Origin of the sequence: Leisingera sp. JC1, assembly GCF_001679925.1 — a bacterium.
GTDB lineage: Bacteria > Pseudomonadota > Alphaproteobacteria > Rhodobacterales > Rhodobacteraceae > Leisingera.
The window spans coordinates 187,928-211,033 of the sequence record NZ_LYUZ01000001.1 but is presented as its reverse complement, the minus strand read 5'-3'; the positions used below and the strand labels follow the sequence as shown (position 1 = coordinate 211,033).

General features: G+C 61.0%; 25 protein-coding genes. 17 read left to right on the top strand and 8 right to left on the bottom strand.

The window, feature by feature from the left end:
- Window positions 1-35: 35 nt before the first annotated feature.
- Complete coding sequence (locus tag A9D60_RS01005) at window positions 36-851, top strand: response regulator (RefSeq protein WP_065265876.1); 816 nt, start codon at window positions 36-38, stop codon at window positions 849-851.
- A 167-nt stretch (window positions 852-1,018) separates the two neighbouring features.
- Here the strand turns inward: A9D60_RS01005 and A9D60_RS01000 are convergent, their stop codons facing one another.
- From A9D60_RS01000 to A9D60_RS00995, 3 genes are all read right to left on the bottom strand, one after another.
- On the bottom strand, window positions 1,019-1,516 hold the full coding sequence (locus A9D60_RS01000) for a Dps family protein (RefSeq protein WP_065265875.1): 498 nt from the start codon (window positions 1,514-1,516) through the stop codon (window positions 1,019-1,021).
- A gap of 121 nt (window positions 1,517-1,637) precedes the next feature.
- Window positions 1,638-1,808: a DUF1328 domain-containing protein gene (locus A9D60_RS25330; protein ID WP_083194056.1), complete on the bottom strand. Its 171-nt coding sequence runs from the start codon at window positions 1,806-1,808 to the stop codon at window positions 1,638-1,640.
- A gap of 168 nt (window positions 1,809-1,976) precedes the next feature.
- Window positions 1,977-2,708: a Crp/Fnr family transcriptional regulator gene (locus A9D60_RS00995; protein WP_065265874.1), complete on the bottom strand. Its 732-nt coding sequence runs from the start codon at window positions 2,706-2,708 to the stop codon at window positions 1,977-1,979.
- A gap of 87 nt (window positions 2,709-2,795) precedes the next feature.
- On the opposite strand from A9D60_RS00995, the gene A9D60_RS00990 reads away from it, so the two are divergent.
- From A9D60_RS00990 to A9D60_RS00980, 3 genes are all read left to right on the top strand, one after another.
- The gene (locus tag A9D60_RS00990; protein ID WP_065265873.1) at window positions 2,796-3,215 is read left to right on the top strand and encodes a hypothetical protein; all 420 of its coding nucleotides are present in this window, start codon (window positions 2,796-2,798) and stop codon (window positions 3,213-3,215) included.
- Between the two features lie 39 nt (window positions 3,216-3,254).
- Entirely contained in the window at window positions 3,255-3,428 is a 174-nt protein-coding gene (locus tag A9D60_RS00985; protein ID WP_039181521.1) for a DUF1328 domain-containing protein, read from the top strand.
- A 262-nt stretch (window positions 3,429-3,690) separates the two neighbouring features.
- Window positions 3,691-4,731 (top strand): radical SAM/SPASM domain-containing protein, encoded by a 1,041-nt coding sequence (locus A9D60_RS00980; RefSeq protein WP_065265872.1) that lies wholly within the window; start codon window positions 3,691-3,693, stop codon window positions 4,729-4,731.
- A gap of 78 nt (window positions 4,732-4,809) precedes the next feature.
- Here A9D60_RS00980 and A9D60_RS00975 read toward each other — a convergent pair whose 3' ends face one another.
- Window positions 4,810-5,607 carry a phytanoyl-CoA dioxygenase family protein gene (locus A9D60_RS00975; RefSeq protein WP_065265871.1) on the bottom strand — a complete coding sequence of 266 codons (798 nt, stop codon included), beginning with the start codon at window positions 5,605-5,607 and terminating at the stop codon, window positions 4,810-4,812.
- 99 nt (window positions 5,608-5,706) lie between these two features.
- Between A9D60_RS00975 and A9D60_RS00970 the strand changes: the two genes are divergently transcribed.
- The gene (locus tag A9D60_RS00970; RefSeq protein ID WP_065265870.1) at window positions 5,707-6,639 is read left to right on the top strand and encodes a LysR family transcriptional regulator; all 933 of its coding nucleotides are present in this window, start codon (window positions 5,707-5,709) and stop codon (window positions 6,637-6,639) included.
- Here A9D60_RS00970 and irrA read toward each other — a convergent pair.
- A complete protein-coding gene (gene irrA, locus A9D60_RS00965; RefSeq protein WP_065265869.1) occupies window positions 6,604-7,020 on the bottom strand; it encodes an iron response transcriptional regulator IrrA in 417 nt (138 codons plus the stop codon). The genes A9D60_RS00970 and irrA overlap by 36 nt on opposite strands.
- Before the next feature lie 215 nt (window positions 7,021-7,235).
- Between irrA and fabA the strand changes: the two genes are divergently transcribed.
- Genes fabA through A9D60_RS00950 form a run of 3 tightly spaced genes read left to right on the top strand, consistent with a single transcriptional unit; the run spans window position 7,236 to window position 9,818 of the window.
- Window positions 7,236-7,745: a bifunctional 3-hydroxydecanoyl-ACP dehydratase/trans-2-decenoyl-ACP isomerase gene (gene fabA, locus A9D60_RS00960; protein WP_065265868.1), complete on the top strand. Its 510-nt coding sequence runs from the start codon at window positions 7,236-7,238 to the stop codon at window positions 7,743-7,745.
- 45 nt (window positions 7,746-7,790) lie between these two features.
- Window positions 7,791-9,020: a beta-ketoacyl-ACP synthase I gene (gene fabB / locus A9D60_RS00955; protein ID WP_065265867.1), complete on the top strand. Its 1,230-nt coding sequence runs from the start codon at window positions 7,791-7,793 to the stop codon at window positions 9,018-9,020.
- Window positions 9,021-9,026: 6 nt separating this feature from the next.
- Window positions 9,027-9,818 (top strand): enoyl-ACP reductase FabI, encoded by a 792-nt coding sequence (locus A9D60_RS00950; protein WP_065265866.1) that lies wholly within the window; start codon window positions 9,027-9,029, stop codon window positions 9,816-9,818.
- 152 nt (window positions 9,819-9,970) lie between these two features.
- On the opposite strand, the gene A9D60_RS00945 is transcribed toward A9D60_RS00950, so the two are convergent.
- A complete protein-coding gene (locus A9D60_RS00945) occupies window positions 9,971-10,399 on the bottom strand; it encodes an FKBP-type peptidyl-prolyl cis-trans isomerase (RefSeq protein ID WP_065265865.1) in 429 nt (142 codons plus the stop codon).
- A gap of 137 nt (window positions 10,400-10,536) precedes the next feature.
- On the opposite strand from A9D60_RS00945, the gene A9D60_RS00940 reads away from it, so the two are divergent.
- The 9 genes from A9D60_RS00940 to A9D60_RS00900 all read left to right on the top strand — a co-directional run bounded on the left by A9D60_RS00940 (window position 10,537) and on the right by A9D60_RS00900 (window position 18,968).
- Window positions 10,537-11,223, top strand: coding sequence for a haloacid dehalogenase type II (locus tag A9D60_RS00940; RefSeq protein ID WP_065265864.1), 687 nt, complete (start codon window positions 10,537-10,539; stop codon window positions 11,221-11,223).
- Window positions 11,224-11,231: 8 nt separating this feature from the next.
- Window positions 11,232-12,062 carry an alpha/beta fold hydrolase gene (locus A9D60_RS00935; RefSeq protein WP_065265863.1) on the top strand — a complete coding sequence of 277 codons (831 nt, stop codon included), beginning with the start codon at window positions 11,232-11,234 and terminating at the stop codon, window positions 12,060-12,062.
- Window positions 12,059-13,036 carry a threonine ammonia-lyase gene (locus A9D60_RS00930; RefSeq protein ID WP_065265862.1) on the top strand — a complete coding sequence of 326 codons (978 nt, stop codon included), beginning with the start codon at window positions 12,059-12,061 and terminating at the stop codon, window positions 13,034-13,036. The genes A9D60_RS00935 and A9D60_RS00930 overlap by 4 nt, the downstream gene beginning before the upstream one ends.
- 45 nt (window positions 13,037-13,081) lie before the next feature.
- The gene (locus tag A9D60_RS00925; protein ID WP_065265861.1) at window positions 13,082-14,278 is read left to right on the top strand and encodes an endonuclease/exonuclease/phosphatase family protein; all 1,197 of its coding nucleotides are present in this window, start codon (window positions 13,082-13,084) and stop codon (window positions 14,276-14,278) included.
- A 69-nt stretch (window positions 14,279-14,347) separates the two neighbouring features.
- Window positions 14,348-15,139, top strand: a complete 792-nt coding sequence (gene pcaD, locus A9D60_RS00920; RefSeq protein WP_065265860.1) for a 3-oxoadipate enol-lactonase — start codon at window positions 14,348-14,350, stop codon at window positions 15,137-15,139.
- Window positions 15,132-15,842 (top strand): alpha/beta fold hydrolase, encoded by a 711-nt coding sequence (locus A9D60_RS00915; protein ID WP_065265859.1) that lies wholly within the window; start codon window positions 15,132-15,134, stop codon window positions 15,840-15,842. The genes pcaD and A9D60_RS00915 overlap by 8 nt, the downstream gene beginning before the upstream one ends.
- A complete protein-coding gene (locus A9D60_RS00910) occupies window positions 15,842-17,179 on the top strand; it encodes a class-II fumarase/aspartase family protein (protein WP_065265858.1) in 1,338 nt (445 codons plus the stop codon). Before A9D60_RS00915 ends, A9D60_RS00910 begins: the two co-directional genes overlap by 1 nt.
- A 124-nt stretch (window positions 17,180-17,303) precedes the next feature.
- Complete coding sequence (locus tag A9D60_RS00905; protein ID WP_065265857.1) at window positions 17,304-18,410, top strand: Zn-dependent alcohol dehydrogenase; 1,107 nt, start codon at window positions 17,304-17,306, stop codon at window positions 18,408-18,410.
- Between the two features lie 273 nt (window positions 18,411-18,683).
- The gene (locus A9D60_RS00900; protein ID WP_065265856.1) at window positions 18,684-18,968 is read left to right on the top strand and encodes an ArsR/SmtB family transcription factor; all 285 of its coding nucleotides are present in this window, start codon (window positions 18,684-18,686) and stop codon (window positions 18,966-18,968) included.
- Window positions 18,969-19,129: 161 nt separating this feature from the next.
- On the opposite strand, the gene A9D60_RS00895 is transcribed toward A9D60_RS00900, so the two are convergent.
- Entirely contained in the window at window positions 19,130-19,981 is an 852-nt protein-coding gene (locus A9D60_RS00895; protein ID WP_065265855.1) for a fumarylacetoacetate hydrolase family protein, read from the bottom strand.
- A 27-nt stretch (window positions 19,982-20,008) separates the two neighbouring features.
- Window positions 20,009-22,966, bottom strand: coding sequence for an ABC transporter transmembrane domain-containing protein (locus A9D60_RS00890; protein ID WP_065265854.1), 2,958 nt, complete (start codon window positions 22,964-22,966; stop codon window positions 20,009-20,011).
- Between the last annotated feature and the right edge of the window lie 140 nt (window positions 22,967-23,106).

The following is a 23,106-nucleotide window of genomic DNA, read 5'->3' as shown; positions in this document are numbered from 1 at the left end:
TCCATATATATTGTAAAAAAAAGGAACGTCGCACAATGACCGCTCAATCGGGAGAACTGATCGCCAGCCAGATTGGCGCCAACCTGCCCTATCTGCGCCGCTATGCGCGCGCGCTGACCGGCAGCCAGAGCAGCGGCGACAAATATGCCCTGGCGGCGCTGGAGGCGATTCTGGCGGGGGAAGCCGAGTATGACAGCAGCCTGTCACCCAAGGCAGCCCTGTTCCGGGTCTTCCATGCAATCTGGTCTACTACCGGGGCACCGGCAGGCGAAGATGAGGCCGACACCGGGCTTGCTGCCAAGGCGCAAAGGCACCTGCGCCAGCTTACGCCGAACACCCGTGAAGCATTGCTGCTGCATACAATCGAGGAATTCAGCGCGGCCAGCACCGGCGTTATCATGGGGGTCAGTGAAGATGAGGCATCCGATCTGATTTCAATCGCTTACGAGGAAATGTCGCGCGCAACCGCCGGGCGGGTGATGATCATCGAGGACGAGGCCGTTATTGCAATGGACCTGGAAGCGATTGTCTCGGGTATGGGCCACAGTGTCACCGGTATCGCCCGTACAGAGGCTCAGGCAATGGAGCTTGCATCCAGCGCCCCCTCCGATCTTGTGCTCTCAGATATCCAGCTGGCCGACAATTCCAGCGGCATTGACGCCGTGAACGGCATTCTGGGAAAACACGGCGACCGCCCGGTTATTTTCATCACCGCCTACCCCGAACGGCTGCTGACAGGGGAAGGCCCTGAACCGGCCTTTCTGATTTCCAAGCCTTACACGGAGGAACAAGTCCGCTCGGCCGTCAGTCAGGCGATGTTCTTCTCTTCGACGGAAACACTGAAGGTCTGAAGACTGCTCTTTAGTTTCCTCGCAAATACCCGGACCGCCACCGCGGTCCGGTTTTTTTGTTGCCAAGAAATTTGACACCGACAAAAAAGCCCCCAGCCGCGGTTTCGGCTGGGGGCTTTGACATGCCCTGACCAGAATGCGCAGGCAGGGCAGCGAAAAATTCAAGACTACGACTTGGCGATTGCCCGCAGCATCCAGGCGGCCTGCTCATGAAAGGCAGACCGCGCAGTTGCCAGGTCCTCTGTCACGATATCGCGGCGGCGGCCTGCCAGCTCTGCAAGCGCGTGCATGCGCTGGGCGATCCGCTCATGGCTTGCTGCCAGATCCTGTGCCATTTCACCGGCGCTGAGCTCTCCGCTGGGATCCTCGATCTTGGAGCGGTTCAGCACTTCATCCATGCGCGATGGCGCCAGATGCCCCAGGGCACGGATGCGCTCAGCCAGGTCATCGGCCGCGGTGAACATGTTCTCATATTGCTCTTCGGTCAGCTTGTGCATCGAAAAAAAGGCCGGACCTTCCACATTCCAGTGGCAGGCATGGGTCTTGAAAACCAGCCGGTAGGTGTCTGCAAGCACATCCGCCAAGCCATCAGCGATTGCGCCGGTGTCCCTGACACCGGTTTCAACTTTGTCGGGGCTTGGAACGGCAGTTAGTGCGCCAGTCATGGGAAACTCCTTTTCCTGTTGCAAGGTATTCACGTTAGTGGAAACGCAGGCGGGTACTGATTGTTCCGCCCGGTCAGCGGCAGAAGGCCGGCGTCTATCGAAACACCACACGCCTTGGCCTTCAGCGGGAAGCGCCGCGAAGCAGCCGGACGATCAAGGCTGCCGCAAAGAGGAGCAGAAAGATGTAGAACAGGATCTGTGCGATCCCTGCAGAGGCCGTGGCAATGCCGCTAAATCCGAAGACGCCGGCGATGATTGCAACGGCCAGGAAGACAATTGCCCAGTAAAGCATGCCATCTCCTTTCTGTTGCGGGTTTCACCTACCCAACCCGCGGCCATTAGAATTGTTCCATTCCGCGGGGCGCACATTTTCTGAAAATCGTTGCGGCGGCCCTGCAGGGCGCCGGGCAATGCACTTGCTCAATCATAATGGCCAGCAGGCAGACCGTTTGCAGCCTCGTCAGATGAGCGGCCGGATATCAGGGGCGGATTCCTCGATCAGCGCCATTTCGGCGAGCGCTGGGATATTTCTGATCTTCAGCATCCCGTTCTGCCATTCCGCCAGCTTGGCATCGCGCAGGGTTTTCAGCATCTTGTTTGTGTGCACCAGGGACAGCCCCAGCGCATCCGCAAGGTCCTGCTGGCGGAAGGGAAGCGGCACCGCATTCTTGATCTCCATCCCGACGGCCTTCAGCCGTTCGTAGATCCGTACCAGCGCCCAGGAGATGCGCTGCCGTGCATCGCGCTGGCCTAGCGAGGCAATGGTCTCGCCAAGGAAGTGCTCCTCTACCGCGGCAATCCACGTCAGGTCATACGCGCGTTCTGGATGGAGCTGAAAAAGTTCAAACAGCGCCGAGCGGCGGAACACGCAGAGCGTCATGCTGGTGGTGGCTTCGACGGAATGCTTCATCTCGCCCATCAGTCCTGCCTGCAAACCGGCAAAATCGCCCGGGAACAAAAAATTGATCACCTGCCGCCGACCGTTTTCCAAGGTTTTGTAGCGCGTGCCCATGCCCTTGAGGACAGTAAAGAGCTGCGGGCTGTTTGACCCTTCCAGCAGGATGGTTGTGCCTGCATCCACCACCATTTCACCGGTTTTGAAGGATTGAGTGAAGGTGACCTCCTCGCGCGACATTGGTGTGAAAATGGCACGTTTGCGCAGCGGGCAGTTCTGGCAGGCGGTCGCAGACATCGTCGTTCCCCTTCGGCTCTATGTCACAGTTTAATGCGCGTGAGGCCCAAAAGTTCCAAAATCGCAAGCCTTAGGGGGAGCGAAGCTATGGAGCGGCAGAACCGCGAATGCGCGCATGTCTACCTGATTGCGTCCGGAAATTATCTGGTCACCTGCGATATCTGCGACGCCATTCTGGACTTTGATCCTGTTGCAGAGATCAGCGTGCACAAGGGCCAGGAAGCGGCGCTGCCGGTCCTGTCGCGCTATCGCAGAATCGCAGTGGCTTTCATGGAGTGCGGCTCCGAAATGGTAGCCCGCTTGAAGATTGACCAGACCGTTCGCAGCCGCGGCGGAAGGCTGGTCCTGTTGGGCAGTACAGCCGAGGGGGAAATGGAAAGGCAATCCCAGATGCTTCGGTGGCCGGTGCTCTCCAGGCCCGTTTCAACGCGAATGATCATGGGGCATCTGATCCCCCCGGACGAACGGTCTGGGAACAAAACCGGTGTCTGCGGGTTGATATTCTGACCGCTGCTTCCGGCAGCCCCGTTGAAAAGGAGAAACGACATGCTTGGTTGGGCACTTACATTTCTGGTGATCGCATTGGTCGCAGCGCTGCTCGGGTTCGGTGGCATCGCGGGCGCCTCTGCCGGCATTGCAAAGATCCTGTTCGTCATTTTCCTGATCCTCTTCGTTGTCGCGATGGTTGCGCGCGCAATGAAGGGAAAGCCGCCCGTTTAATATCATACTGACACTGCGTTCCGGGGCTTTTTCAGCCCTTGGATAACGCGGGGCCGGATGACGGTTTTTCCGGGGGGGTAAGCCGTCGTCCGGCCTGTTTTGCCTGAGGCGTGCCGCTGGTAACCCACCGGCGCGCTCGGGCCACCGCTCCGATTGCCTCCGGGACACACGATTTGCTCACGCAGCGTTACCAGTCAGGCACTTGCCACGCGGGCCACGGCCATTAAGGTTGATCCCGCACGCACAATTCGGAGACGGCCAGATGCAAGACCTCACTCCCGCCCCGGACCTCAAGCCGGTTTCTGCGCAGCCAGACCTGCCGGACAATCCCCCCGGGCTGCACGAGCGGGCACTGCATTTCCTGGCCCGGTTCCTGCCCCTGGCCTATTTCCGGCGTCCGCCCAAGATCATCATCATCGATGCAACCAACAGCTGCAACCTGCGCTGCCCGGTCTGCCCGGTGACCTTTGCGATGAAGCGCAAGCGCGGCATGATGAAGCCGCATGTGTTCCGCAAGATCATCGACGATTTCAAGGACCAGCGGGAAAAACCTGCCATTTATTTCAGTTTTTCGGGTGAGCCGACGCTGCACAAGGATTTGCCCGATTTCATCGCCTATGCGCATGAAAACGGCCATGACACTTACCTGTCGACCAACGCCACCCGGCTTACTCCGGAAATGAGCGAGCGGCTGATCCGTTCCGGACTGGCGCGCGTCAATCTCTGCATGGACGGGTTTTCCAAGGAAGCGCAGGAGACCTACCGGGTCAATTCCGACTTTGATGACGTCAAAGCCAGCATTGAGGAATTCCTGAACATCAAAAAACAGATCGGCTCCAAATCTCCGGTTACCGTGCTGCAGACGTTGCTGACCAGCTACTCCGAACCCCAGATGGACGAAATGGAGGCCTGGGCCAAGGTGGCCGGTTTTGACCGGGTCCGGTTCAAGACCTTCTCGATCGGCTCTTACACCTCTGCCGACCAGAAACGCGAATTTGCCCACTTCCTGCCGCGCCAGAAGGAGTTGCGCCGCCACCCGCGCCACACCAGCCATGCCATGTGCACAGTGCCGCTGTTCCAGTCGGTGGTGTTCTGGAACGGGGATCTGGGCCTGTGCTGCATCGACTATGACCAGGTGATCCAGCTGCCGAACGTCGGACAGGACGGCTTCCTGGCCGCTTACCGCTCTGACGAGGCCGCCCGCGCCCGAAAGCGCGGCTTTCTCAAGCAGTTCGGCATCTGCAAGACCTGTTCATTTTCGAACGCCGAGAACATGGGCATCCGCCGCGATCTGAAAAAGTAACCCCGGCGAGTTTATCAACTTTCTTAAAATACTCTGGGGGTGAAGGCCAAAGGCCTGAGGGGGCAACGCCCCCTCCCCTTACCGCTGCAGCAGGATCGGGAACCAATCCTCGCGCAGGCGCTGGCCTGGCTGCATCTCGTGGCCCGGGAACGGCGGCGAGGTGCGGCCCGGGCGCTCCACATAGCGGGCATCGTCGCCCACCAGCCTCAGCGAGAATGCGCGGCGGCGCGACGTGGAGGTATTGCCGCGAGCGCCGTGCAGGATCTTGTAGTTGAAGGCCACTGCGTCACCGGGCTGCATCGGGTATTCCAGCACGGTCATGCCTTCGGCATCCGGATCCGGGACCGGCATATACTGGCCCTCATCCGGGAAAAAATCCTCTTCTGACACCCAGCGGGTCGGCAGCACTTCCTTCTCCCATTTGTGCGAACCGGCCACACAGCGCAGGGTCGCGTCCTTTACCTCATCCAGCGGCGACCAGAAGCTGATTGTCTGGCTGCCCTCAACGAAGTAGTAAGGGCCATCCTGATGCCAGGGGGTCGGCATCGAGGTGCCCGGTTCCTTGACCAGCACATGGTCATGGAACATCTGCACCGAGGTAGATTTCATCAGATCGGCAGCAACTTCGGCCACCGGCGACTGTTCGATGGCCTGCTGAAATTCAGGAATGCGGGTCCAGTTGCAGTAGTCGTCAAAGAACCGCCCGGTCTGGCCCGCCTTTTCGTTGTTCGAGGCATAAGGCCCGGGGTTTTCCATATTTGCAGCGACGCCTGCGCGCAGCAGGTCAACCTGTTCCGCGAACAGTCCGCGGATCAGCACAACGCCATCACGCTGAAATTGTTCGACATGCTCCGGGGTGATGAGAGGGTGGACCATTGCTGTCTCCGCTGCTGAATGATGCAATTCTGATGCGCCATTCCTGCCGCGGCACAGGCATAGTTTCAAATAATATCTTTCTAAGATACCCTTCGATCCATGTTATATTTAACTCTGCGCCACTACGAATACATCTGCGCCGTGGCCCGCCATGGCAGCCTGTCCGCCGCGGCGGAGGCCGTGCATGTCAGCCAGCCTGCGCTTTCCGCGGCGCTGAGCCGGATCGAGGAGCATCTGGGCCATCCTCTGTTCCTGCGCCGCCGCGGGGCGGCGCTGGCGATGACGCCGCAGGGCAGGCTGTTTGCAGAAAAAGCCCAAGCGCTGCTGGAGCAGGCAGCCCTGCTGGAAGATCCCAAGGGAGCAAGCGCCGGGCAACAGCGTCTGCTGCTGGTCTGCTTTTCCGATCTTGCCCCTTTCTTGCTGGCACCTGCCCTGAAGGCGCTGCGTCTTGCCATGCCAGAGGTGGAAATCAGTCACCGGGCCTGCGGCTTTGAGCCGCTGATTACTGCCCTGTCCGACGGTGAGGCGGATCTGGCGATCACCTATGACCTGGGGCTGGACGCGGGTTTCAGCCGGGCGGAATTGCAGCGGCTGTCACCGCATGCGCTGGTGCCGCCGGACCATCCGCTGGCGGCACGCGACGGTATTTCTCTTGCAGAGCTGGCAGGGCACCCGCTGGTTCTGTCGCAGGAGGGCCTGTCGGTGCAGCATATGCTGGGGCTGTTCAAAACGCATGGACTGGTGCCGCGGATTGCGCACCGGGCGGATTCGCTGGAGCTGTTGCGCAGCCTCGCGGCCAATGGCGAAGGCGCCGGGATCAGCTACAGTCTGCCGCCTGGCAGCATGAGTTATGATGGCAAACCCTTGTGCGCAGTACGGGTCACCGATGAGGGAGCTGAAGAGCCGGTGATTCTGGCCGCACATGCAGAGCTGCCAGAGGCCTCTGCAGCCCATCAGGCCTATCGCATCTTGCAAAGGGAACTGGGCGCCGCCGGGTCAGACCTTGCGCAGACGGATCACCACGTCGACTGAGGCGATCTCCATCCCCTCAGGCGCTTCCGGCAGCTTGTGAATCACAAGTTCCTGCGCGGGGGCATCGCTGACGCGGCCCTCATCCTCCCAGAAGAAATGGGGGTGGTCGTGAGTATTGGTGTCGAAATAGCTTTTGGAGCCGTCCAGCGGGATTTCCTGCAGGACGCCGGCATCGCAGAAGGCGCGCAGGGTATTGTAGACGGTAGCCAAAGACACAGCAGCGCCGTTTTTCTTAGCCGACTCGAACAGGCTCTCGGCGGTGATATGGCGGTGCTTGCCGTCGCCCACCAGCAATTCGGCGAGCGCAACCCGCTGCCGGGTCGGTCTCAGCCCGGCATCTGTCAGCCAGCGTGTGGCCACTTCTTCGCTGTTCGGCGTCATGAGCAGGTCCTGCTTCGCGTTGCTGACCGTATATATAGGAGCAACACCCGGGGGTTTTCAAATGAAATTCATTCGCAGCTGGCAGGCCGCCTTCGATGCGCCTGCGGCACAATCTGTGCAGGAAGTGACGCGGGGTACCCTTGCAGGACCCTTTGGCCGGGTGTTACAGGGATCCAGATATATATACACGAACCTCAGGCAGGAGATGCGCCCGAATGGCCGATTACCCCAGCAGCTTTGACAAGGACGATTTGCTGAAATGCGCGCGGGGAGAGCTGTTCGGTCCCGGCAACGCCCAATTGCCGGCGCCGCCGATGCTGATGATGGACCGCATCACCGAGATTTCCGGTGACGGCGGCGAGCACGGCAAGGGCCATGTGATTGCCGAATTCGACATCACCCCGAACCTGTGGTTCTTTGACTGCCACTTCCCCGGCAACCCGATCATGCCCGGCTGCCTGGGCCTGGATGGCCTGTGGCAGCTGACCGGCTTCAACCTGGGCTGGCGCGGCTGGCAGGGCCGCGGCTATGCGCTGGGTGTAGGCGAAGTGAAGCTTACCGGCATGGTCCGTCCGGACCGCAAGATGCTGACCTACCGTGTGAACTTCACCAAGGCCGTGCAAACCCGCCGCCTGACCATGGGTGTCGCCGACGGCATCGTCGAAGCGGACGGCGAAGTGATCTATCAGGTCAAAGATATGAAAGTGGCCCTGTCCGAAAGCTGATACGCTTTCTGGCAGGACATAAGTCACAGAAACAGGAGTACGCACATGCGCCGCGTCGTCGTCACCGGTTTGGGGATTGTCTCCTCCATCGGGAACAATGCCGAAGAGGTCACCGCTTCTTTGAAGGCCGGAAAATCCGGCATCGTTGCCAGCTCGGAAATGGCTGAGCACGGCTTCCGCAGCCAGGTGGCCGGCACACTGAAGATTGACGTGGCTGAGCATGTGGACAAGCGCACCCTGCGGTTCATGGGCCCCGGTGCGGCCTACGCGCATATTGCGATGAGCCAGGCGATTGCCGATGCGGGCTTGTCCGAAGATCAGGTGGTCAACGAGCGCACTGGCCTGGTGGCTGGCTCCGGCGGCCCGTCGACCTCTGCCATGCTGACCGCGCATCAGACCGTGCTGAAGTCCGGCGCAACCAAGCGGATCGGTCCGTTTGCAGTGCCGAAGTGCATGTCCTCGACCATCTCCGCCAACCTGGCGACCGCGTTCAAGATCAAGGGCATCAACTATTCGATCACCTCGGCCTGCTCGACCTCCTTGCACTGCATCGGCAATGCCGCTGAACAGATCATGATGGGCAAGCAGGACGTGATGTTTGCCGGCGGCGGCGAGGAACTGGACTGGACACTCAGTTGCCTGTTCGACGCCATGGGTGCGATGTCCTCAAAGAAAAACGACGACCCGGAAAAAGCCTCCCGCGCCTTTGATCAGGACCGCGACGGGTTTGTGATCTCCGGCGGCGGCGGCATTGTGGTTCTGGAAGACCTGGAGCATGCACTGGCCCGCGGCGCCAAGATCTATGCTGAGGTGACTGGCTTTGCGGCAACCTCTGACGGCCACGACATGGTGGCGCCGTCCGGCGAAGGCGGCGAGCGGGCGATGCGCCTGGCGCTGTCGACCCTGCCGGAAGGCCGCAAGGTGGATTACATCAACGCGCACGGCACCTCGACTCCGGTTGGCGATGTTGGCGAAGTCGAAGCCGCCCGCCGTGTCTTTGGCGAGGGCAGAGTGCCGCCGATCTCTTCGACCAAGTCGATGACCGGTCACGCCCAGGGTGCGGCCGGTGCGTTGGAGGCGATCTTCTGCCTCCTGATGCTGGACAACGATTTCATTACGCCGTCGATCAATGTCGACACCCTCGCCGAAGGCATCCAGCCGGGCGAGATTGCCACCAGCCTGGTGGAAAACGCCGGCCTCGACTCGGTGATGACTAACAGCTTCGGCTTTGGCGGCACCAACGGTTCGATGGTTCTAAGCAAGTACAAAGGATAAAAGACGATGGCGGGACTGCTGACAGGCAAACGCGGCCTGATTATGGGCGTGGCCAATGACCGTTCCATCGCCTGGGGCATTGCAAAGGCCATGGCGGAGGCTGGGGCCGAGCTGGCCTTCACCTACCAGGGCGAAGCCTTTGGCAAACGGCTGGAGCCACTGGCGCAGAGCGTCGGCTCTGACTTCATGGTCGATGTGGATGTGACTGACGATGCCTCGCTGGACGCGGCGTTTGAGCAGCTGGCAGGCCGCTGGCCCGCGATCGACTTCGTGGTCCATGCAATTGCCTATTCGGACAAGAACGAACTGACCGGCCGTTTCCTGGATACGAGCCGGGCGAACTTCAAGAACTCGCTGGATATTTCCGCCTATTCCTTCATCGAGGTGGCGCGCCGCACCTACCCGCTGATGAAGGACAACGGCGGCACCCTGTTGACCCTGACCTACCAGGGTTCGAACCAGGTGGTGCCGAACTACAACGTGATGGGAGTGGCCAAGGCAGCGCTGGAATCGGCGACCCGCTACCTGGCCAACGACCTGGGCCCGGAAGGCATCCGTGTGAACGCGATCTCTCCTGGCCCGATGAAGACCCTGGCCGGGGCTGCCATCGGCGGTGCCCGCAAGACCTTCAAGCACACCGCCCAGAACGCACCGCTGCGTGACAACGCGACGCTGGAAGCAGTCGGCGGTACGGCTGTTTACCTGGCATCGGATGCCGGCGCCTGCACCACCGGCGAGATCATCCGGGTCGATGGCGGGTTCCACATCCTGGGAATGCCGCAGCCGGATCACCTTTGAAACTCCTATCCGCGTGACCAATAGAAAAGGCGCCCGTAAGGGCGCCTTTGTTTTTTCAGTGCCAGCCAGCTTTTACAGCCACCGTCCGTTCTCTGGTCATCCAGCAGCCCGCCTTTGAGTGTAAGAACGCTGCCTTGAAGGACGACCCAGGTTCAGTTCACCGAAACCAGCTCAATATCGAACACCAGGTCCTTGCCCGCCAGGAAGTGGTTGGCATCCAGCGTTACGGTGTCGTCGCTGACTTCCACCACCGTCACCGGCAGCACCTGGCCATCGGGGCTTTGCATCTGCAATTGAGTACCAAGGTCCAGCGGAATGTCTGCCGGGATGCCCTCACGCGGGATTTCCTGGCGCGCAGCAGGGTTGATCGGCCCGTAAGCTTCGGTGCATGGGATTTCGAGTGTCTTCTTGTCACCGGCGTTCATGCCTTCAAGACCTGCATCCATGCCTGCAATCACATGGCCCGCGCCCACGGTGAACTCCAGCGGGTCGCGCCCTTCGGAACTGTCGAAAACGGTGCCGTCCGTCAGCTTGCCAGTATAGTGGATGCGCACGGTGTCGCCGTTCTTTACCCCGGTCATGAGATCTCCAATCGGTTGCGGGTTGATAAAGGGGCGCAGCCTAGCGCCCGCGGACGTGATGTAAACCCGTATGGGTACAATTTCCTGCTTTGCCCCTCCTGCCACATCATGCAAGGCTCGCCGCAGGGGAGAAAACCATGCCAATCACCACGTGTATTTTTGATGCCTACGGAACCCTGTTCGATGTCGCCGCGGCGGCACGGCAGGCTGCCGGTGAAGCTGAGTTTCCGCACCTTCAGGACAACTGGGCGGATCTGGCCAATCACTGGCGGCAGAAACAGCTGCAGTACACCTGGCTGCGCGCCATCACCAATGCTCATGCAGATTTCTGGGACGTGACCCAGGACGGGCTCGATTGGGCGATGGAAGCCGCCGGGCTGCGCGGAGATACGGCGCTGCGCCAGAGGCTGCTGGATCTGTACTGGGAACTGCAGGCCTATCCGGAAGTGCCCGCGATGCTGCAAGCGCTGAAAGATGCGGGCATGAACACCGCGATCCTGTCGAACGGATCTCCGGCGATGCTGGATGGAGCGGTGCAATCAGCCGGGCTGGGCGGGGTGCTCGACGATGTGCTGTCAGTGGAAAGCGTTGGCATCTTCAAGCCGGACGCCCGGGTTTACGATCTGGTCGGGCAGAGGTTTGGCTGCGCCAGAAACGAGGTGCTGTTCGTCTCTTCCAATGGCTGGGACGCGGCTGGGGCCTCGGGCTATGGTTTCGTGACTGCCTGGGTAAACAGGGCGGGAGACCCCGTGGACCGGCTGCCCTGGAAACCTGCGCACATCATGGCAGATTTGACCACGATTCCTGACCTCGCAAAGGGCTGAGTTCCTTCATGCCATTCTTCGAAACAACCGATGGGCTGCGACTGTACTTCACCGACACCGGAAAGGGTTTGCCTCTGCTCTGTTTGGCGGGCCTTACCCGCGACAGCCAGGACTTCCGCTATTTTGCACCGCATGCCGCGCGCTACCGGATGATTACCCTGGACGCGCGCGGGCGCGGGCAGTCGGATCATGACCCTGACTGCATGAACTACAACGTTCTGCGCGAGGCGCAGGATGTGCTGGAGCTGTTGGATCACCTGAGACTGCCCCAGGTTGCCATCCTCGGCACCTCGCGCGGCGGGCTGGTGGCAATGATGCTGGCGGCAATGGCCAAAGACAGGCTGTCGGCGGTTACTTTGAATGACGTCGGCCCGGAAATTCCGCCCGGAGGCATTGCCCGGATCATGGAATATGTAGGACGGCGCCCGGCAGCTAAGACATGGGACCAAGCAGCCGAAACGCTGGAAACACTAATGGCACCTGCTTTTCCGGACGTCCCGGCAAGCAGATGGCGCGAAGAGGTTGAAACGTTCTACGATCAATCCCCAGACGGTCTTTCCCTGCGCTATGACTCGCGTCTGCGCGACTCGCTGCTGGCGCAGGCCAAGGCAGGCCCTCCGCCGGACCTGTGGCCGCTTTTCCTGGCACTGGACGGCCTGCCCTGCGGCATAATCCGCGGTGCGAACTCCGATATCCTGAGCGCTGAGACCTTCGGGAAGATGCAGCGCCGACTGACGGCCCTGCAAGCAGTCGAAGTTGCCAACCGGGGCCATGTGCCCTTTCTGGACGAACCGGAAGCGCTCGCCCTTATTCAATCAGTTCTGGATCAAATCGAATGACCTCAATTGCAATGATCGAAGCCGCGGCGGAACGGCTGAAGGGCCATGCCCGCATAACCCCGCTGCTTTCCTCGCCGTTCCTGGACGAGATTGCCGGACGGCACCTGCTGGTGAAGGCGGAATGCCTGCAGCACACCGGGTCCTTCAAGTTCCGCGGCGGCTGGTCGGCGGTTTCGGCGCTGCCGGAACAAGACCGCAAGCGCGGGGTGATTGCATTTTCCAGCGGCAACCACGCGCAGGGCGTGGCGGCTGCGGCCAAGGCGCACAGCGCGCCTGCGGTGATCGTGATGCCGGCAGATGCGCCGCAACTTAAAATCCAAAACACCCGTGATCTGGGTGCCGAAGTGGTACTGTATGACCGTGCGGGCGGTGAAAGCCGCGAGGCAGTGGGCGCAAAATACGCCGAGGAGCGCGGGCTGACGCTGATCAAGCCCTATGACGAACCGCTGGTGATTGCCGGCCAGGGCACCTGCGGGCTGGAAATTGCAGAGCAAGCAACAACTGCGGGCATCGCCAAAGCGGATGTGCTGGTCAACTGCGGCGGCGGCGGGCTGTCATCCGGCATTACCCTGGCATTGGAAGCCCGCGCACCAGGACTGCGCGTGCGTCCGGTGGAACCGGAGGGGTTCGACGATGTGACCCGGTCGCTGGCGGCAGGTGAAATCCGGCAGAACCCCAGTTTGTCCGGCTCAATTTGCGACGCGATCCTTACGCCGCAACCAGGCGAGATCACTTTCCCCATCCTCAGCCGCCTGTGCGGGCCGGGAATTGTGGTCACTGAGGACGAAGCGCTGCAGGCCATGGCGCTTGCTTTCCTGCGCCTGAAGATCGTGCTGGAACCCGGAGGCGCGGCTTCCTTGGCGGCGGCCCTGTTCCACGCGGATCAAATCGAAGGCGATACTGTGATTGCAGTTGCGACCGGCGGCAATGTGGATGCAGAGCTGTTCCGGGAGGCCCTCTCGCGCTATGCTTGAGGCCTGGCCGCGTGATTGTCCGCGCGGCAGCCAGGGGGACACGTCATGACACGTTTCACCATCGCCTCGTTCAACGTCAAAAACCTGATCGGCCCGGAGCGGGAATATTACCGCTTTCAAAGCTATACGCCGGAAGAATACGCTTGGAAGGCCGATTGGATGGCCGACCAGCTGCTGACGCTGAATGCCGACATCGTCGGGTTTCAGGAAGTTTTTGAGGAAGCGCCGCTGCGGCAGGTGATTGCGGAGACGGACCGCCGCGGGGAAGAGGCGAATGCGGCCAGTATTCCGGACACAACCAAACGCTATCACCGCAAGGCAATTTTCCGGAAGCTGGCTTATGGCTCTTACTCCGAAGCGGAATTGGCCTTTGCCCCGAACCTCAATGACACGGGCGAACCGGGCAAACGGCGGCCCGGACTGGCGGTGCTGTCGCGTTTTGGTTTCGAGGGCGAGCCAGAGGTGATCCAGGATCTCGCGCAGCCACTGGATATTCCGATGGCCTGCCTGGGCGAGGAGGAAGACGCGGGGTTCTATACCCTGCGCCGCCTGTCCCGCCCGATCCTTAAGGTGCGGGTGCCTGTTGGCGATCAGGTGATCAGCGTCTTTAACTGTCATCTTAAGTCGAAACTGGGTGAATACATCAAACCCCAAGGCGCCCCCTACCCGCCCGAGACCGTACTGACGGCTTATGACGCGGCAGGCCGCGCGATGGGGGCCTTGCGCGCAGCGCTCAGGCGAATGGGCGAAGCATGGGTGCTGCGCCGTGCGGTGCTGGATGAGCTGGAACAGGGCCGCCCTGTGATGGTGCTGGGAGATTTCAACGACGGCGAACATGCGGTCAGCAGCGAGATCATCTCCGGTGAGGTGCCGTTCAGGAACTACGCCTGGATGCTGCGCCATGATGCACAGCACCCGGGCGACCGCTACAGCGAGGCCGAGGACACGCAAATCCGCGAGGCCATCGACCGGGTGCGGCTGCGTTCAGCTGAAAAAATGTTCCTGAGAAAATCCTTGCGAGATGTGGTCTACACCACGGCCTTTGGCGGTGTGCATGAGAGCATCGACCAGATCTACATGTCCCGCCATTTCGACCCGGATTGGCATGAAGCAGTGGGCAAGATGCACTATTACAGCGTATTCAACGACCATTTGACCGATGGAAGCCACCCGGAGGCGCCTTACAACAAGCTGGCCTCGGACCATGGGCAGATCATGGCGCATATGGAACTGCACAGTTGAGTTAAGCCGATTGCTTTACCTCCCTGCCCTGGCGCAGGTAGACTGCAGCGGAGCAGAAAAGAGGTACCAATGCAGATCGCAGACCTGGGCGATGTCCAGCTTCACTACCGCGTTGACGGTGACCCAGGCGGCGCACCAATTGTCTTTGCAAATTCGCTTGGCACCGACCTGAGGGTTTGGGATGCCGTGGTGGAAAGGCTTCCCGCAGGCCTGCGCATCATCCGCTATGACAAACGCGGTCACGGGCTGTCCTCTTGCCCGCCTGCCCCCTATTCGATGGGCGCGCTGGTGCGGGATGCGGAGCGGCTGCTGGACCATCTGGAGGTACGCGACTGCATGTTCGTGGGCCTGTCGATCGGCGGCATGATCGCGCAGGGGCTGGCGGTTAAGCGGTTGGACCAAGTCCGCGCGCTGGTGCTGTCGAACACCGCCGCCAAGATCGGCACCGCCGAGATGTGGAAAGAGCGGGTCAGGACCGTTCAAAGCGACGGCATTGAGGCACTGGCTGACGCGGTGATGGAGCGCTGGTTTGCCCGCGGCTTCCGCACCACGCCGGAGCTGCAGCTTTGGCGCAACATGCTGGTGCAGCAGTCGCGCGATGGTTACGCAGGCTGCTGCGCGGCAATTGCGGGCACCGATTTCTATACGCCCACCAGCGGGCTGCGGCTGCCTTGCCTGGGCATTGCGGGGTCCGAGGACGGCTCCACCCCGCCTGACCTGGTGCGCGAGACGGTGGACCTGATCCCCGGCAGCCAGTTCCATCTGATCCGGCGTGCAGGCCACATTCCCTGTGTCGAGCAGCCGGAGGAATACGCAGAACGGGTGACGGACTTCCTGAGGGAGACCGGGCACATTGGCTGAATTTCTTCTTGTTCACGGTTCCTGCCACGGTCCATGGTGCTGGCGCGATGTGATCCCGGCGCTGGAGGCCCGCGGCCACTCGGTCCGCACCATCAGCCTGCCCGGCCATGCCGACGGGCGTGATCCTGCGGCGGTCACACTGGCCGAAACTGCGGAAGCAGTTGCCGCGGCTTCCACCGCAGACACCTTGATCGTCGGGCATTCCTGGGGCGGTTTTCCCATTTCTGCAGCCGCAGAGGCGCATCCAGAGCGATTGCGCGGGCTGATCTACGTTTGCGCCTATCTGCCGGTCAGCGGCATGTCCCTTATCGGCATGCGCAAGGCAGGGCCCCGGCAGACCCTGGAAGGCGCAACCCGGAAGAACGAGGCAGGCACTGCCTACAGCCTAGCACCGGAGACCACGCCGGACCTGTTCTATCACGACTGCCCGGCCGAAGCGGTGCGCTTTGCCATGGAAAACCTCTGTGCACAGCCAATCCTGCCGCAGGACACGCCGGTCCATCTGAGCGAACGGTTCGAGGGCGTTCCCAAGGCCTACATCCGCTGCACCGAAGACCGGGTCATTCCGCCGGAATACCAGGCTCAGATGGCGGCCCGCCTGCCGCCAGGGCGGGCACATGATATGAACACATCCCATTCGCCCTTCTTCGCCGACCCGGAAGGTCTGGCAGAGCTGATGGGGCAGATTGCAAAGGACTTCTGATGGCAGGTTCTGTCTTTGACAGCCAAATTTATGGCGGCCTATTCAGCAGCGGCGAGGCCAGCCGCCTGTTCTCGGACAGCGCCGAAGTGCGCGCCATGCTGCTGGTGGAGGGCGCGCTGGCCAAGGCGCAAGGCGAAGCAGGTGTGATCCCGCAGGATAGTGCCGCCGCGATCGGGCGTGCTGTGGTCGAGATAGCTGTCGACCCGGGTGTTCTGAAACGGCCCGCGGAGCAGAACGGTGTTCCGGTTCCGGGGCTGGTGGCGGCCTTCCGCGAGGAAATGAAGGCGCCCGAACATGCTCAGTATGTGCATTGGGGGGCTACCTCGCAGGACATCATGGACAGCGCGCTTATGCTCCGGCTGCGTCAGGCGCTGGCGCTGGTCGAGGCGGACGTGAAGGCCGCAATCCTATCGCTTGGCGAACTCGCCAAGGCGCATGCAGAGCTGCCGATGGCCGCCCGCACCTACGGCCAGCACGCAACCCCTACCAGCTTCGGCGCAGTGGCCGCGGCTTGGGGCACCCCGCTGCTGAACCTGCTGAAAGAGCTGCCCGGATTGCGGAAATCCTGCCTGATGGTGTCGCTGTCCGGTGCGGCGGGCACATCCAGCGCGCTGGGACCGCAGGCCGCAGAGGTACGCGCCGCCATGGCAAGTGGGCTGGCCTTGCAGGATCCGGGGCGCAGCTGGCACACAGATCGTACACCGGTGCTGCGCATCGCGGACTGGCTGCTCCGCGTGAGCCTTGCCTTCGGCAAAATCGGCGAAGACTGCACTGCACTGGCGCAAAGCGGGGTCCAAGAGATTTCGCTCGGCGGAGCCGGCGCCTCTTCCACCATGCCGCAAAAGCAGAACCCGGTGTCTCCCTCGGTGCTGGCGGCGCTGGCCCGGCAGGGCAGCGGCTTGTTCTCTGTCCTTCAGGGCGCCTCACTGCAGCAGCATCAGCGTGATGGGGCGGCCTGGTTCACCGAATGGATGTGCCTGCCGCAGATCGTTCTGGGTGCGGCAGCAGCCGCGAAAACAGGCAAGGAGCTGTGCGCGGGCATTTCGCCGCGCACTGAGGCCATGGCGGCTGCGGTGTCGGCCGGGCTGGGCCTGATTCACGCCGAAGCGCTGAGTTTTGCCCTGGCTGCGCAAATGCCGCGGCCCGATGCCCAGGCGGCCGTCAAAACCTTGTGCCAGGAGGCTCAGGCCTCGCAAACCCCGCTGCGGGATTTAGTGGCGCGGGACTATCCGGATCTGGATACGGATGCCTTGTTCGACCTCGCCAGGCAGATGGGCCATGCGCCATGGGAGGCCCTTCAGTTCAGCAAGAAAACGGACAGCCTGCGCAATCCCTGACAGGGTCGCGTCTGGCAGCGTGCAGGGCGACTTCCGTGACGTTACAACGCGTCCCGCCCTGCGCATTCCCGCTTGATGCAAAAACCCCGGCGCGTCACCCTGACTGCAAACGGGGAGAACAATCATGCAAACCATCAAAGCCGCTGTCTGCCATGAATTCGGCACCCCGCTGGTCATCGAGGACGTGCAGCTGGCGCCGCCCGGCACGGGTGAAGTCGAGGTCACGCTGGACGCGGTTGCAATCTGCCACAGCGACATTTCCTTTGCCGAAGGCGCCTGGGGCGGGCATCTGCCTGCGGTTTACGGCCACGAGGCCGCCGGGGTGATCACCGGGGTCGGCACAGGCGTGCAAGGTTTCAGCGCTGGCGATTCCGTAGTGGTCACATTGATCCGCAGCTGCGGCACCTGCCCGTCATGCGCGAGCGGCAGGCCGGTGATTTGCGAAACGCCCTATGACACAGTCAACGGTCCGTTGAAGACGGCCAGCGGCGAACCGCTGGACCAAGCGATGGCTTGCGGCGCCTTTGCCGAGAAAGTGGTGGTGGACCAGCGTCAGATCGTGAAGATCCCCGCAGAAATCGGCAAGGACGCGGCGGCGCTGATCTCGTGCGGGGTGATCACCGGTGTGGGGGCGGCAGTCAACGCGGCCCGGCTGCGTGCAGGCCAGGACGTGGTGGTCATCGGCGCGGGCGGTATAGGCCTCAATGCCATTCAGGGGTCCCGGATTGCTGGCGCCCGCCGCATCGTCGCCATTGACATGAGCCCAGAGAAACTGGAGATCGCCAAGGTGTTTGGCGCCACCCACGGGGTTCTCGCAACTGATGCGAAACCCTGGAAAGCCGCCCAGGAGGCACTTGGCGGACGCGGCGCTGATGCTGTCCTGGTTACAGTTGGCGCCATTCCTGCCTATGATCAGGCGCTGCGCTATTTGGCACGCGGAGGCAAGGCTGTCCTGATTGGCATGCCGCATTCGGGTGCAAAGGCCGCATACGAACCAGTTGTTCTGGCTGCCCTAGGCCAGGGTCTGACCGGCTCCAAAATGGGCGACACCGTGATCCAGCGGGACATTCCCTGGATCGTGGATTTGTATCAGCAGGGGCGCCTGAAGCTGGATGAGCTGATCTCAGGGCGCTGGTCTCTGGAGCAGATCAACGAGGCCATCGCTGACACCAAGTCAGGAAGCGCCAAGCGAAACGTCATCGTTTTCGACCGGAGCAGTACAGCACACTGAGTTGGTGCGAGGAAGGTCTTAGAAATCCTCGGCCGCACTGTGTGCGTTTATTCGCCACCTGCCAATGGCCACTTTGCCGTTCACATTGGATTTGGCTTTTGCAGGCGCGACTACGCTCATGGCCGGCCCTTCACCGGTGGCTCTCCGCCGATACCGGAGTAAAACTCAACTGCCGGATGACCCCGTCGCCATTGGAAGGCAAGTTGTGAGAAAACAGCAGGAAATGAAGCAGTGCCACCGTCAAAGAGTGACGGCAACCCGCCGGAAGCCACCATGCAGCAAAGTGCTGCAGCCGCAACAGCTTTCCTGAAAACTCTCGCGCATGAAGGCAGGCTTATGATCCTTTGCCATCTGAGCGCCGGGGAAAAATCAGTCAGCGAACTGGAAAAACTTTTGGACCTGCGCCAAGCAGCGGTGAGCCAAATGCTGGCCCGGCTGCGGGAGGATGGGCTCGTGGTAGCCCGGCGCGATGGCAAAGCCGTGTTCTATTCTCTGAACAACGGCAACACGGAAGAGATAATTGCTCTATTGCACAAACAGTTCTGCGATGGCGGGTGAGAGCCCCCGCCCCTGTCGTACTGACGCCCTGCAGGACAGGGGATTGAAGAACAGTTCCATCATGAGGGCCTGGTTTGCACCACACTATTACCGCCGGCAGAGGCTGTCCGCCTTTGACGTTTCTGCCGCAAGGAAGCGGGCGGGAACAGCCGCACACTTGGCTATACGTCTTCTGCCCTGACTTCCTGTGTCTGCACCCCAAGACCTTCAATTTCCAGGCGCATCACATCGCCGGCCTCTAGATAAACCGGTTCAGGCTTGGCCCCCATTCCGACCCCCGGCGGGGTTCCGGTTGCAATCACGTCACCGGGGTACAGCGTCATCAGCTGGCTCAGATGTGAAATGATCTGCGCAACTGAAAACACCATTCTACTGGTATTGCCCGTCTGCCGCCGAGTGCCATTCACATCACAGGTCAGCCAAAGGTTTTGCGGATCCGGCACTTCATCCCTTGTCACAAGCCAAGGCCCGGCCGGCCCGAAAGTGTCGCAGCTTTTACCCTTGGTCCATTGCCCTGTCAGTTTGGTCTGAAAGTCTCTTTCCGACACGTCGTTGATCACGCAATAACCTGCGACATGGTCGAGCGCTTCAGCCTCGGTCACGTATTTCGCCTTGGTGCCGATTACCACGCCCAGCTCAACCTCCCAGTCAGTTGCGACAGAGCCGCGGGGCAGGACAACGTCATCGTCCGGCCCGCATATCGACGATGTTGCCTTGAGGAACAGGATCGGGTGCTCTGGAAGAGCCATCCCCATTTCTTCGGCATGATCAGTGTAGTTCAAGCCGATGCCGAGAAACTTTCCAGGCTGTCCGACACAGGGGGCGAGGTCTGGTTTTCCCGCCACCAGGGGCAAAGTCATGGGGTCCAGGGCGGCCAACCGGGCCAGCGCGCTTTCGCTTAGAGCCTCTCCTGCAATATCCGGCACATGGGCGGACAAGTCCCGGATCGCACCCGAACTGTCCAACAGACCCGGGAGCACCTCTGAGCCCAAGCGGTATCGAAGCAGTTTCATTTCACTTTCTCCCGTAAGGTCACCGGATCAGTTGGACACATAACCAGCCACCACCTGCAGAAGCTTGAAGGCCGTCGAAGCGTCGTTTTCGACAACTGCTAGGAACTCCTCTTCACCGATCCGCAGGCACCGCAAATCGCTGGCAGCAACCATGCTGAGTGCACGCGGTTCCTGGCGGATCAGTCCCAGTTCCCCGACCAGCCGGCCTGGCCCGACTTGCGCAATCAACCGGTCTTCACTCCCTTCCTGCGGCAGCAGAAGATCCGCCTCCCCCGACAGAATCATGTAAGCACCGTCTGAGGCCTCATCGTCCTTGAGGAAAACCACTTCGCCCGCCTTGGCATCGTACCAGCGCGCACCAAAAGCCAAGAGGCGCAACTGCCGGCGGTTCAAGCCGGAGAAAAGCTCTGTCTGTTCGAGAGCACGAAGCTTGCGCGCCAGGTCCTGGCTGGCCGCGCCGTCTTCGGCAGCCTCGGCCTGAGCCTCATCACTGACCAGCCTGCCTTGGCGCAACTCAAAATAGACATCAAAGACGTCCGGGCTCTGAAACCCGGGGGCCAGATAGATCAGCGTCGTGCCTGGCAGAAGCTTGCGCAGGTTCTTGTGCACTGCAACGCGGGTTTCCAGATCATAACTCGCCATCGCGGAGTCTAGGATCAGGATGTCGGGGCGCTTGATCGTAGCTCGGCAGAAGGCAAGAGGTTCTGCAAAACTGGCTGCCAACCCTTGCCCACCAACGGCTATAGGCATGTCGAAGATCAGCTCCACCACCTGATCACGCAAACCTTCACGAACCATCAGGTCCGAAACCAGTTTCCGCACTTCGTCGCCCTTGGCGCCGGCTGCATCGGAGATCTTACCGAACAGCGCATTCTCAAGAACCGTGAGACTGGGTGTAATTGCGTTCTGCTGAAAGGGCACAAAGCCTGTGCCCAAGGACTTCAGCAGGCCGTCTCCGTGACTGCGGCGGAAACCGAGGATTCGCTCCTTCATATTATCTTCAAACGCCGGCCCGATCTGTTCAGCTGAGATGGTGAAAGGCACAATCAGCAGCTGCGCCAGCTCTTCCCGGCTAAGCGAAGATGCCTCAGCAGAGCCGGAACGGTCGACCAGCGTCAGCGCGGTCTCATAAGCAGCAACATCCAGACCAAGCTTTCGGAAAAGCGGGTGGCCGGTTCCGTCCACGCCGAAGATCTGCCGCAGCATTTCAACTACGTCGCGGGTCAATGCGACCAGGCTTTCATCAAGGCCCAGCTGCTTCAGCTGATCCAGAAAATCTCTTTGCTGATGCAGCATTTCACCGGTCAGTTGCTCGTGAGAGGCCGCGAACAGCAGGTTTTCAGCAACAGGCAGGGCCGGATTGTAGCTCTCTGGGTCCAGGAAATGCACATGCACGTCCAGCCCGGCGCTTTCGATCGCCTCACGAACCGATGGGCGCAACCTGACCAGCTGCTGTGCCAGTTCCGTGTGTGCAGCTTCTTCAAACCGCTGCTCAATGCCGCGCCGGAACAGGGCTGTATCCGAGCCGATGCCCTCCACTACTTTCAGCCACCAACCCCTCAGTTCTGCCTCGCTGGAAAACCCGGCCAGCTTGGGATCCAGCCAAGGCGCATCGAATGGATCCGGGCTGTTCCCCGCCTGGATGGCAATCTCCAGTTCCTGCTGGTTTCGCGGCTCGCCCTGGGGGCGCATCCGCATCGGCATCATCACATTGTCGCCAAAGGACCCCTGAAACAGAACCGGCCGCGACGTGGCATAGCCTATGCGAGCTGCCACCACAGCCTGATGCAGCCCGCTCAGATCCTTCTCTGCCACGGTCACAGTTCCAGAGGTCGGCAGAATTTCCCGCGTCAGAAGTTCTGCCAGCGCTCTGCGGTCTTCTTCGGACGGAGCCGCGATCCCGACCACCTGACCGGCAGGGAAAGTCGCACTCAATTCCTCCAGCACCAGGTTGCCATCAGTGTCGCGCACGGTGACGGAATCAAGCACCACATCTCCGGACAGGTGCTGCAGTTCGTCTGGCTCTCCCGTGAGCAGCTCTTCGTTCACCATGCCCTGCGGGGCAAAGCGTTCCAGGATCACGTCCCAGCGCAAGCTCATGTCCTGGGTCTGGTTGTAATAGGCCAGAAGCTCCTTCCACGGGGAAGCAAGATCCTTGTACGCGGCCAGCGCGGCAACCAGCGCCCCGAGCGAAACCTTGCCCTGCAAAACCAGGTAACCGCCGACCGCGTAGAAGAAGAACGGGGTCAGCTGGGTAATGAAGTTATTGAGAAACTTCATAAAGAATTTTTTCTGGTAGATCTGGAAGCGGATATCGTAAAGCCGCCCGAGCCGGGCCGTGATGATCGCCATCCTGTATCGCCAGCCGCCGTTTATCCTGAGTGTCGAAGCACCGGCCGCGCTTTCACCGATTTCGGTAGCCAGCGACCGCACCTGTTTGATGCGTTTCTTGTTCAGGAGGTTGATCTGCCTCTGCAGCATCGGAATCAGCCATCCCTGCAGCGGTATCAATGCAATTGCCGCCATTCCGAACCAGAAGTTCTGCAAGAACAGAAAAAACAGGATGGTCAGCATCTGCCCGGCTTGCAGCACCGGTTGACTGACAGCGTCCCCCATCAGCCCGCCCATCGGCTCAGACTCTGACGTGACCATCGACACCAGCTCACCTTGGCTTACGCGCTCGAAATAAGGCTGCGGGAAGCGCAAGACACGGGCGATCAGCTGATACCTGAAGCGGCGCAGCATCCGTTCCGCCAGCACCCCCTTCATGGTGTTGATCCGCATCTTCAGCAAACCGTGGCACAGCACCGATACCAGAAAGGCACCGCAGAGAATCCAGAGGAATGTAAGCTGATCAAAACTCTGGCCCAGCACCGTGATGGTCGAGCTTTCGGCACCAATCGCGTCGTTGATGATCCGTTTTGGCAGCTCAAGCGTCAGGTAGAGCAACGGAAACAGGCACGCGGTCACGACAAGCAGCACCAGCTGGTCGCGTTTCGAGTATTTCCAGATGAAGCGGAACAGAGAGCGCTCTATGGGAAAGCTCCGTAATTGGCGGCATCAGGCAAGGCTGCTCTATGGGTAGCGCGGTTTGGCTGGCGCAGGCAATGGGCAGAAACCAGCCT

Bases quoted from the DNA above. Each gene is read 5' to 3' on its own strand.
- A9D60_RS01005 (WP_065265876.1), top strand. From the start codon at position 36: ATGACCGCTCAATCGGGAGAACTGATCGCCAGCCAGATTGGCGCCAAC.
- A9D60_RS01000 (WP_065265875.1), bottom strand. From the start codon at position 1,516: ATGACTGGCGCACTAACTGCCGTTCCAAGCCCCGACAAAGTTGAAACC.
- A9D60_RS25330 (WP_083194056.1), bottom strand. From the start codon at position 1,808: ATGCTTTACTGGGCAATTGTCTTCCTGGCCGTTGCAATCATCGCCGGC.
- A9D60_RS00995 (WP_065265874.1), bottom strand. From the start codon at position 2,708: ATGTCTGCGACCGCCTGCCAGAACTGCCCGCTGCGCAAACGTGCCATT.
- A9D60_RS00990 (WP_065265873.1), top strand. From the start codon at position 2,796: ATGGAGCGGCAGAACCGCGAATGCGCGCATGTCTACCTGATTGCGTCC.
- A9D60_RS00985 (WP_039181521.1), top strand. From the start codon at position 3,255: ATGCTTGGTTGGGCACTTACATTTCTGGTGATCGCATTGGTCGCAGCG.
- A9D60_RS00980 (WP_065265872.1), top strand. From the start codon at position 3,691: ATGCAAGACCTCACTCCCGCCCCGGACCTCAAGCCGGTTTCTGCGCAG.
- A9D60_RS00975 (WP_065265871.1), bottom strand. From the start codon at position 5,607: ATGGTCCACCCTCTCATCACCCCGGAGCATGTCGAACAATTTCAGCGT.
- A9D60_RS00970 (WP_065265870.1), top strand. From the start codon at position 5,707: ATGTTATATTTAACTCTGCGCCACTACGAATACATCTGCGCCGTGGCC.
- irrA (WP_065265869.1), bottom strand. From the start codon at position 7,020: ATGACGCCGAACAGCGAAGAAGTGGCCACACGCTGGCTGACAGATGCC.
- fabA (WP_065265868.1), top strand. From the start codon at position 7,236: ATGGCCGATTACCCCAGCAGCTTTGACAAGGACGATTTGCTGAAATGC.
- fabB (WP_065265867.1), top strand. From the start codon at position 7,791: ATGCGCCGCGTCGTCGTCACCGGTTTGGGGATTGTCTCCTCCATCGGG.
- A9D60_RS00950 (WP_065265866.1), top strand. From the start codon at position 9,027: ATGGCGGGACTGCTGACAGGCAAACGCGGCCTGATTATGGGCGTGGCC.
- A9D60_RS00945 (WP_065265865.1), bottom strand. From the start codon at position 10,399: ATGACCGGGGTAAAGAACGGCGACACCGTGCGCATCCACTATACTGGC.
- A9D60_RS00940 (WP_065265864.1), top strand. From the start codon at position 10,537: ATGCCAATCACCACGTGTATTTTTGATGCCTACGGAACCCTGTTCGAT.
- A9D60_RS00935 (WP_065265863.1), top strand. From the start codon at position 11,232: ATGCCATTCTTCGAAACAACCGATGGGCTGCGACTGTACTTCACCGAC.
- A9D60_RS00930 (WP_065265862.1), top strand. From the start codon at position 12,059: ATGACCTCAATTGCAATGATCGAAGCCGCGGCGGAACGGCTGAAGGGC.
- A9D60_RS00925 (WP_065265861.1), top strand. From the start codon at position 13,082: ATGACACGTTTCACCATCGCCTCGTTCAACGTCAAAAACCTGATCGGC.
- pcaD (WP_065265860.1), top strand. From the start codon at position 14,348: ATGCAGATCGCAGACCTGGGCGATGTCCAGCTTCACTACCGCGTTGAC.
- A9D60_RS00910 (WP_065265858.1), top strand. From the start codon at position 15,842: ATGGCAGGTTCTGTCTTTGACAGCCAAATTTATGGCGGCCTATTCAGC.
- A9D60_RS00905 (WP_065265857.1), top strand. From the start codon at position 17,304: ATGCAAACCATCAAAGCCGCTGTCTGCCATGAATTCGGCACCCCGCTG.
- A9D60_RS00900 (WP_065265856.1), top strand. From the start codon at position 18,684: ATGCAGCAAAGTGCTGCAGCCGCAACAGCTTTCCTGAAAACTCTCGCG.
- A9D60_RS00895 (WP_065265855.1), bottom strand. From the start codon at position 19,981: ATGAAACTGCTTCGATACCGCTTGGGCTCAGAGGTGCTCCCGGGTCTG.